This is a genomic window from Oleiphilus sp. HI0080 (assembly GCF_001635135.1).
The window spans coordinates 1-504 of record NZ_LWFU01000073.1 but is presented as its reverse complement, the minus strand read 5'-3'; the positions used below and the strand labels follow the sequence as shown (position 1 = coordinate 504).

At 47.4% G+C, this 504-nt stretch carries 1 protein-coding gene; it reads right to left on the bottom strand.

Translation table 11 applies throughout. The features are described 5' to 3' along the window. Positions 1 to 504: HD-GYP domain-containing protein (locus A3751_RS01000; protein WP_156492155.1), on the bottom strand; the 504-nt coding region annotated here is incomplete at both ends.

The window sequence follows — 504 nt, the reverse complement described above, 5'->3', positions numbered from 1 at the left end:
CACGCTGTATCTCAAGAAGTTTTGCTTCATTCTCGAACAGTAGATCAACCAACTCTGGCTGAAATTTAACGCCATTCATTTCCACAAAGAACTTTCTTACATCTTCAATATCCCAAGCGTGTTTATAGCTGCGCTTGTTGATCAGTGCATCAAATACATCTGCGAGGGCTGCAATTCTGGCAAAGATGGGGATGTTTTCGCCTGCGATGCCTTTGGGATAGCCTGAGCCATCCCAGTTTTCATGGTGACCGACGGAAACAACGGCCCCGGCGCGCAGTACTTCCAGCTCCGATGAGGCTAGAATGTCGTGCCCGATTTGGGCATGCGTTTTCATGGTTTCCCACTCCTCTGGAGTGAGTTTGCCTGGTTTGTTGAGTATGTGATCCGGAATCGCAATTTTGCCAATGTCGTGTAATGGCGCTGCTTTATACAAGATTTTAACATCATGGCGATCTAAGCCGTAGGCCTCGCCAAGAACCTTACTGGTTAAGGCCATCCTTTTAA